General features: G+C 59.5%; 6 protein-coding genes. All 6 read right to left on the bottom strand.

The window, feature by feature from the left end:
- Window positions 1-262 precede the first annotated feature (262 nt).
- A complete protein-coding gene (locus B5E66_RS13575) occupies window positions 263-2,068 on the bottom strand; it encodes a SpoIIE family protein phosphatase (protein WP_158098345.1) in 1,806 nt (601 codons plus the stop codon).
- 267 nt (window positions 2,069-2,335) lie between these two features.
- On the bottom strand, window positions 2,336-2,938 hold the full coding sequence (locus B5E66_RS08550) for a GNAT family N-acetyltransferase (protein WP_087231507.1): 603 nt from the start codon (window positions 2,936-2,938) through the stop codon (window positions 2,336-2,338).
- A gap of 6 nt (window positions 2,939-2,944) precedes the next feature.
- Window positions 2,945-3,802 (bottom strand): class I SAM-dependent methyltransferase, encoded by an 858-nt coding sequence (locus B5E66_RS08545; protein ID WP_087231505.1) that lies wholly within the window; start codon window positions 3,800-3,802, stop codon window positions 2,945-2,947.
- Between the two features lie 19 nt (window positions 3,803-3,821).
- Window positions 3,822-5,573, bottom strand: coding sequence for an MATE family efflux transporter (locus B5E66_RS08540; RefSeq protein ID WP_087231502.1), 1,752 nt, complete (start codon window positions 5,571-5,573; stop codon window positions 3,822-3,824).
- 46 nt (window positions 5,574-5,619) lie between these two features.
- Window positions 5,620-7,140, bottom strand: coding sequence for a PP2C family protein-serine/threonine phosphatase (locus B5E66_RS08535; protein WP_087231499.1), 1,521 nt, complete (start codon window positions 7,138-7,140; stop codon window positions 5,620-5,622).
- 61 nt (window positions 7,141-7,201) lie between these two features.
- Window positions 7,202-9,346 (bottom strand): ATP-binding protein, encoded by a 2,145-nt coding sequence (locus B5E66_RS13545; RefSeq protein WP_143406956.1) that lies wholly within the window; start codon window positions 9,344-9,346, stop codon window positions 7,202-7,204.
- Between the last annotated feature and the right edge of the window lie 8 nt (window positions 9,347-9,354).

Genomic DNA, 9,354 nt, shown 5'->3' with positions numbered 1-9,354 from the left:
TTCCTCCTTATGGTGTATAAAAGATAGAGACCCAAAACAGGTTCAAAGGAAGGTCCTTTCCTTTGTGTGCCTATCATAACATACCCCCCCCCGGTGTCAAGACCCAATTTTCATTTTTGTCCTTTTTTCTTTATTTTCTTTAGTTCGTGTGCTCTAACTTTAGGGGCAGGGGAATCTGGAGGCAAACGAAAAGCGCCCCGCTTTCGCAGGGCGCTTTGGAATAACCGCTTCAATGTATACGTTTTGTAAATTTTGCAGAGCTTCACTCCAGGATCTTTTCGATGGTCAGGATGTTTTTGCCGTCCCGGCGTTCGTACTCCATGTGGTCCATGCTCTTTTTGACCATCAGGATGCCCAGACCGCCGATCTCACGTTCGTCCGCCGAAAGGCTGATGTCGGCATCCTTTTTGGCCAGGGGGTCAAAGGGCACGCCCGCGTCCTCAAACTGAATGGTGATCTTTTTGGGGCTGCTGCCAACGCCGCAGCGAATGGTGGCCTCCCCGTGGCCGGGAGCATAGGCGTAATGCGCGATATTGACGTACAGTTCCTCCACTGCCACCTGGATGGCGATTTCCGCCTTGGTGGAACAGTTGGCCGTGCGCAAGTGCTGCTCGATAAAGTCCTGTACCGCTTGCAGCTGTTCCAGCTCGGCGGGAACGGTCAGGCTGTCCATGTGTACGGCGTTGTCGGTGGTCTTGACTTCCAGACAAAGCATGGTGATATCGTCAAACTGCGGCGCATCCCCCACAAAGCGGTCGATATCCGCCTTGACCGCATCCAGCAGCTTTTCCGGTTTGCAGGCGCCCGAGGCATTCAGGGCCGACAGCATCCGGTCGGTGCCATAGAGGACGTTTTCGCCGTTGGTGGCTTCCGCCACGCCGTCGGTGTATACAAACAGGATATCGCCGGGCGCAAGATCCAGTTCGTAGGGACGGTAGCGGGAACCCTCCATGCCCGCCAGCACAAACCCATGGCGGTCGTGGTACAGCTCAAAGGAACCGTCCCGCCGTTTGATGGCCGGAAATTCGTGTCCCGCATTGGACGCCACCATGTGCCCGGTGGAGATCTCATAGATACCCAGCCAGGCAGTGACGAACATTTCAGCGTCATTGTTTTCGCACAGCTGGTTGTTCACCGCCGCCAGCACCTCCTGGGGCGCCTTGCCGGTGAGGGCCTCGTTTTTGATCAGGGTCTTGGCGATCACCATGAACAGGGCCGCGGGCACGCCCTTGCCCGACACGTCGGCAATGACCAGGGCCAGATGGTCGTTGTCCACCAGGAAGAAGTCGTAGAAGTCGCCGCCCACCTCTTTGGCGGGATGCATATTGGCGTAGATGTCAAACTCCTCCCGCTCCGGGAACGCCGGGAAAATACAGGGCAGCATACTGGCCTGGATCTGCGTGGCCACGCTGAGCTCCGCCCCGATGCGCTCCTTTTCTGCAGTGACTTTGGCAAGGTTATCGATGTAATGATCCAACTCCTCCAGCATAAAGTTAAAGGAATTGCCCAGCTCCTCGATCTCGTCGCCGGTGTGCATCTCGATGTGCTGGTTTTTGAAATCGGAGGTGCGGGTGATCTTTTCCATCATGCCGGCCAGAGTACCCACAGGCTTTGTCACTGTATAGCGCACAAAAACGATGTAGCAGACGATCGCCACACCGATGATGCCCACCGAGATGCCCAGCATGGTGTACAGGAAAGAGTTCAGATAGCTGCGCACTTCCCGCATATCGATAATGTACTGGATCTCCGCAATGGCCTGCCCGTTCTCGTCCAGGATGGGCCACACAGCAGTGTAATTGTAACCATAGGAGTTGTCGGTGATCAGCGGCATCTCACTGCCAGTATTCACCGCATATAAATCCCAGATATCGTAATAAACTTGTAAATCGTCGGGAGTGGAAGCCGCATCGGTGTAGAGGATATCACTGCCATAGGGGATCTGAGCCGCCGGGTCATCCCCCATTTCCGGCACGCAGGTGTCAATGTAGAAGGTCACGCTGTCCTCATCCGGCACCACAAGAGACAAGAAAGTGATGTTGCCCTCTTTTTTCAGCTTTTCGAACATTTGCACTGTCTCTGTATAGGTCTCGGTTTGGTCTCCGCCCTCTGCCAAAATCGTCCTTACATCTTCCAACGGGAGCATGGTGGCAATGCTTTTCGCCCCAAAAGTGGCATTGTGAGAGTACAGATCTTCCAGATAGCTGCGTGTATTGGCGTAGCTGAACAGTGATATCACCACAGATAGTACAACGCCCAAAATAGTCAATGATACAATAAATTTCGGCAAAAGTTTTACTTTTATACGGTTTTCTTTATTCATTCTTTTCTCCTCCTACAGCTTTTTGTAGTATACGACAGCATCGCATTGGCAGCGGTCCTCACAATAAGGGCACTCCAAATTTGGCACATTATACCAGAAGCGAGGTATACTGGCTATATAATAAAACTTCAAATCTTCTACAGTACGAGCCAATGGAACACAGTCTTGTCCCCTTGGCTTCCAGCACACAACGATCGCCGCTGTTGCTTTTACCTTTTGGTTCGCATATTTTAAAGCCCACCCGATCAAACCTCGTGCAAGTCTTTGCCGGCGATAGGGTTCTAGAATACTGATAGAACGGATGTGAATGATTTTTTCAGGCTGATCCTGCGTCAGGTTTTTTAATCCCTCAGGAGTCATCTTTAAGAATTGTGCTGTTTGGCTAAAATCTTCTACATAGAAATAAATGTATCCTGCAATTTCATTTTGGAAATCACGAAGAAACACAAAAAAGTGATTATCTTTTCTCAGGCTCTTTTCCAAATAATCTTTTGTATAAAGATTTTTTCCTACACTAATATCGCACACCTTAACGGCAGTATCCAATTCTTCCAGACGCAACGGGCATACATAAAAATTTGCCCCCTTAGGAATTGATATGATTTCAAAGCTCAAATCTTATCACACTCCCTCCCTGCACAAAATAAATTGCAGCGCAAAAATAAATTCTGACTTCATAGAGGTAGCATTTTCTCTCAATGCATCATAATTTCTTTCTAGCCAACACTCACATTCAAACCAAACCCTATTTTTTTGTTCTACTTTTTGCAGCAATTTTATATCCTGCGGAAAGTAAGAACAAAACACCTCAAAGATGTCCTCTTTCTTTTTCAACTGGCCGCCCGTGGCCCGGATGGCTGCAGGCAGCTGCTGGATCCGGCGGTAACCGCAGCGCTCCAGCCAGCCGACGACTTGCTCGCCGCAGCGGCGGTTGCCCGCATAAGGGTCCAATGCCAGCATCTGCAAAAACTGCCGGAACAGCCCCTGCCGGTCCGGGGTCAGGCTGCACGCCAGGTCGTCCGCTTCCTCGATCAGCAGACAGCCGCCGGGCGCCAAAAAGGGACGCAGGGTCTTCAGCACCGTCTGGGGGTCCCGCAGATGCATCAGCACAAAGGAAGCATAGATGACGTCAAAGGCTTCGATCCCCGCCTGCTCCATCAGAGCAGACAGTTCCCGGGCAAAGGAAGGGCTTTCCAGATCGCAGGGATGAAAAGAAAACACCTCCCCGCCATGTTTGCCATGGGCCCAGCGGGCCAGAGCCTCGTTGTACTCCAGCCCCATCACCCGGCTCACCTCCGGGCGGTCGAACCGCTCCATCGTTTTGCAGCCGTTGTTGCAGCCGATGTCCAGTACGCGGGCGCCGCTCCTGCCCTTGAATACCTTGTCAAAAACAGGCTGTTCGCATTCCCACAGCAGCTTGTTTTGGATGTGCAGCCGCTCCACTTCCCATTCATTTTCAAAAACGGCTTGGTTTTCCATGTTTTCCTCCCAAATCCACTCACAGGATCAGATACAGATAGTTGAAGATCAGCTTTCTCTGATAGTTGTAGAACTGCGTCTTTTTGGTGATCAGATTGATGACCGCATTGTCGATCTCATCCCCATCGCCGGCCTCAAAAGGATTGTAGGTGTGCACGTTGTCCCGGATGCGCAGGATGATCTCATCCCCGTTCTCCATCAGCTTGATGGCGATGGAGCGCTGGCGGCTGGTATCCTTCAGGCCGAATTTGATGATGTTCAGGATCAGTTCCTCCACCATCAGATGGATGAAGAAGGCTTTTTTGTAGTCGATCTCCCAGGCATCGCACAGCTGCTCCAGGTCGTTGGCGATCTCGTTGATGCTGTCGGTGGAGATGGTATAGACTTTTTCGTAGTTCTTGCCGCTGAGGCCGAATTTCCGGGTCACATAGGCCGGGGACCCGCTGACCATATGGACGATCCCCACTCCCGCCAGGCACAGCCCTTCGGTCAGCACATAGGTCAGGCTGAGACCGGTCATGTGCAGCCGGGAGATCAGGATGCCGCCCAGCACCATCATCAGCACAAAGTTGCGCACCAGAGACATGGCGCTGGCCAGTTTGGCCCGGCCGATGGCCTGCCAGAATGCGGTGGACAGGACGTTGACGCCCATAAACAGCAGGCAGACGCTGTACAGCCGCACCGCCGGCACTGCCATAGCCAGGACCGCCGGCTCCGCAATGCCAAAGAAACGCATCAGCTGCGGCGCAAAGACCACAAAGACCGCCCCCACCAGCGCGCCGCCCGCCAGCACGATCTTGAGCCCCAGGCGCATGGTCACCAGGATGCTTTCACTGTCCCGCTCCCCGGTAAAGATGGACGCCACCGTAGATATGGCATTGCCCGCCCCATCAAAGATGGCGGCGGGGATGGTACTCATGGTATAGATGACCCCGAAGATGGCCACATAGGTGACACCGTTGGCCCGGTCGCTGGCCAGCAGCAGCGTGTTGAAGGTGAACATCACCACGCCCTGAAAGATAAATGCCGAGCCCACTCCAAACCCGTTGCCCACAAAGGCTCTCAGGTCTGCCCAGCCGGGCAGGCGCAGCCGCAGCCGCAGGGATGCGCTCTTGCGGGCAAAATGGAACAGCAGCACCACCAGGCCCAGCGTTTCCGCGATGCACAGAGCCGAGGACGCACCCACGATGCCCCACTTGAACCCCTGCATGAACAGGATATCCAGCGACAGGTTGAACACCACCACCACAGCCGAGGAGGCCGCGGCCAGCTTGGGGTCGCTGTCGGTGCGGACCGTATTGGCCAGGATGTGGTACAGCACAAAGACCGGGGCCGAGCCGAACACGACGGTCAGATACTGCCGGGCCAAAGGCCGCAGCGCATCCTCAGCGCCCAAAAGATCCAGCATCCGTTCCCGCAGAGGCAGCACCACAGCCAGGCACAGCGCCCCCACCAGCACCCCTGTCAGCAGCACCTCGTGGAAAATGCGGTTGGCCTCCTCCACATGGTCCGAGCCCAGGGCGCGGCCGATCTTCACGTTGGCGCCCACCCCCAGGGTCATGCCCAACAGCGCATAAAACAGAAACACCGGCGTGGCGATGCTGGTGACGGCCAGGCCGTCGCTGCCCACCAGGTTGCCCACCAGAATGGCGTCGATGAGGGTAGAAAACGTGGTGCCCAACGCCGAACACACGCCCCAAAACAGAAAGTACCAATAGGCCCCCCGGGCGAACTGCATCGCCGCCCGCCGTTCGGACTTGGTCTCCGTCATAAAACTCGATTCTCCTTCCTATTCGGTCCATCCGCAGGCAGACGCATCAGACCAGCGCCGCTGCCGGCTCCTCCTCCAGGAAGCAGACCGCGGTGACCGTATCCTGCTCTTCGCCTTTTTTGAAGGTCAGGTATTCCGTTTGATCCTCAATGAATTCCACGGCGCTGGCCTCGGTCCCTTCCTGCACGTCCTCCACAGGGTTCACGCCCTGCAGCGGCGCGCTCATCCGGACCGTGACGCTCTGGCCATCGGGGGCGATGCCGCATTCCACCGTCACCATGCCCCCTTCTTTGCACTTGCGGCAGCACAGGGCGAACAGCTCGTCCACCATCACCGCCACGCGGGCATAGGCCCGGCGCTGGATGCTGTTGTCCTCAAAGCGCTTTTTGAGGAAGGCGGTCACCTCTCCGGCCGAGGCCGGCACGGCAGGCACCTGGCAGTGGGCCAGCTCCTTGTCCCCTTTGCGGTATTCCAGCATCAGGGCCGCATAGCCCACCCGGTCCTCGTCCCGCTGGCAGTAGGCCGCAGCCTCGTCGGCGGTGAACTGCAGGATCTCCTCCGGGGCCTGGGCCCTGCTGCGGCTGCGGTTCAGCACGGCGCGCAGCTCCTGTTTCTGGAAGGGGACCCCGTTCTCTCCCGGGGTCTGCCCGAGGCCCGCCGTCTGCAAGAACAGGCAGTCTCCCTGGCGCAGCCGCAGCTGCTGGGAACGGTAGGACACATTCTCGTTCATGCCGATGGCCGCGTAGACCGGAGCCTCCAGCCACTCATACCGCTCGCCGTTGCGCATCAGCAAAGGCAGCGCGCCCCCCGCATTGACATAGGTGAATATCCCGTTGGCGGTGTTCAGGGTGCCCACCAGCACGCAGAGGGACTGCTTGGCCCCCTGGTCGTACAGCTGGGTGTTCACATCCGCCATCGTTTCCACCAGCGAACGGCCCATCCGCAGGCGGCTGCGGATGGTGGTCTGTGCCACCACCATGTACAGCGCTTCGGTGATGCCGTCCCCCGGCACCTGCCCCACCATGATGCACAGCAGTCCCGGGTCGATGAAGAAATAATCGTAGAAGGTGCAGCTCAGCGTCTGGCCTTCCTCCACCCTGCCCGCCAGGGAAAAGGCGGCCGTGGCGGGGCTGTCCCGCAGCACCTGGGGCAGAGCCGACCGGCACAGTTCCTCTGTCAGCTGGCGGCGCACCGTCTGCTGCGCCTGCCGGTCTGCGGTGGCCTGCAGCTGTTCCATCCGGCGCTCTGCCTCCCCGATCCGGCCGGCAGCCACCTCCATGACGGCGCCCGGCAGACCCGGCACCTCCTGGGCCTGCTGCACCAGCTGGTCCATCGGGGCGCTGCCGGACAGAGCCTGGTACAGCTGTTCCAGCGGCCGGATCACCCGGTCCCGCAGGCGGCTGGCCCCGGCCAGCAGGAGCACTGCCGCCGCCAGGAACAGCCAGCCGGCCCAGATCCGGCCCGCCGGGCCGCTGTCCGCCAGCAGCACGAACCCTGCCGCTGCCAGCAGCGCCGCGCCGGCCTGCCACAGCCACAGGGATTCTTTGCGGCGATCCTCGTTCCTCATGATCTCACTCCTTTGACGCTCGTCTTTTCACCGGGCCAGATGTCCTCTGCGGCCCGCCGAGTCAGGTGTCCAGAAGGTCTGCGTATTCCTTCAGCTCCTCCCGGACCACCACGATATCGTTCTTTTTCAACTCATCCACCGCGGCCCGCAGCAGGTGCCGCATCGAGATGGGCTGTCCGCTGCCCGCCGCCAAAAAGGCCGCCGCCAGCACGATGTTCTTGATATGGCCTCCCGACAGGCGGAACTTTTCCGCCAGGAAGGCCCAGTCGATGTCGTCGGCCACCGGCGCGGCGGGGGGCAGCATCCGGCGGTAGATGGCTTCCCGCATGGGCGGCTCCGGGAAGGGGAACCGCACCACATAGGTGATCCGCCGCATGAAGGCCGCGTCGATGTTGCCCAAGAGGTTGGTGGCCAGGATGCAGACGCCGTCGTGCTCCTCCAGCTGCTGCAAGAGGTAGGCCACTTCCACGTTGGCGTTGCGGTCGTGGGCATCCTTGACCTCGCTGCGCTTGCCGAACAGGGCGTCGCACTCGTCAAAAAACAGGATGCACCCGGCGTGCCGCGCCTCCTGAAAGACCGCCCGCAGGTTCTTTTCGGTCTCGCCGATGTACTTGCTGACGATCTGGGACAGGTTGATCTTATACAGCTCCATATCCAGCTGGTTGGCGATCACCTGGGCGCACATGGTCTTGCCGGTGCCCGGCGCCCCCGCGAACAGGATGGACAGCCCCCGGCCATAGCGCACCTTTTTGTCAAAGCCCCAGCCATAGTAGACCTGGTGCTGGTAGCGTATATGGCCGCAGGCCTGCTGCATCAGTCGCTTTTGCTCCTCGGGCAGGACCACGTCCTCCCAGCTGTAAGCCGGGGGCACCCGGCTGGCCAGTTCTCCCAGCCGGTGGACCGCCTGCTGGTGGCAGCACTGGTGCAGCAGCCTCCGCTGCACAGGGCCGCCCCCTTCCAGGCCGGCCAGCCCCACCGCCTGGGCGCAGGCCACCGCGATCTGCCGCGGGCTGAACCGGAATTTGGCCGCCAGCTCCTCCAGGGTGCAGTCATTGGCCAGTTCCACCCCGGCCAGGGCGCTGCGGAACAGCTCCAGCCGCTCCTGCTCGGAGGGCATAGGCAGCTCCAGTTCCACCGTCAGGCCCTGCAGCCGGGCCGGGCCCCGCTCCACCGACAGGAAAAACCGCTTGCCCTGCAAAAATTCGGTCCGGCCCAGCCGGTCCATCATGGCGCCGTCCGGCGGGCGGCTCTCCGCCCCTTCCTGCCGGTCCAGGTGGTACAGGCACAGACACGCTCCCGTCAGGTCGGCGGCCAGGGCCGCCTCCTCTGCCCGCTGGGCCCATTCCTCCCCTTCCAGGTCGGCAAAGACACAGCGCAGCCCTTTGCGCGCCATCAGGTGGGCCACCTGGAATTTTTTGCCCACCCCCGCCGGGCCTGTCAGCAGCACGGTGCAGGGCTCCTGGCCGGCCATCGCCCGGTCGAGCCGGCGGGCCGTCTCCTGCTGGATGGCCAGGGGCGCTTCGGGGCTCTCTTTCGTTCCATCAAACAGGCGCAGCCCGGGCCGGCTGGCAATGGAACCCGCACAGAGGTATTCCACCGCGACGTCCTGGAGATCCAGGCTGCCCTGAGCCAGCTTGTCCGGCTTGAACAGACGCAGAAAGCCGCCCTGCCCTGCAAACCGGGCCAGGTACCCCTCCGGCGTTTCCCCCCAGGGCAGGAACAGCTGGACCGCCAGGGCCGTGTCCGGGCACTTGCGGGTCATGTCGTCCTGCAGGTAGGCGTACAGCCGCTCATACTTGCGGTCCACATGGGGCAGATAGGCCAGCACCACGCAGCAGAATGCAAAGTCATCCAAATCGAACCGGTCCATCAGCTCCAGCAAAGGCAGTTCCGCCCAGGTCTTTTCGATCCGCGCGCCGATGGCCTCCAGCACCGCCATGGCGTCCTCCTGTTCCTCCGCTGTCTGCTGGGTCCACAGGCCCCGCTGGGCGGCCCGGGTGAGGTTGTGCTCGAACTCCTCCCGGGAGACCACCAGACCCAGCATATTTTTCAGGCTGCTGTCGGGACCCAGCCACTGATGGTGGGCGTAGTACTGATAGAGCAGCAGGTCCACCCAGGCCGACAGGTCCTGGATCAGCTGTCCCTGGCTGTCGTAGCCGGCGTCCGGCCGGCGCGGCTCCAAAGGCCGCAGTTCTTCCCGCTCCACAGGGCGCC

The sequence above is a fragment of the Faecalibacterium sp. An121 genome (assembly GCF_002160915.1).
GTDB lineage: Bacteria > Bacillota > Clostridia > Oscillospirales > Ruminococcaceae > Faecalibacterium > Faecalibacterium avium.
This window is presented reverse-complemented; position numbering and strand designations above follow the sequence as displayed.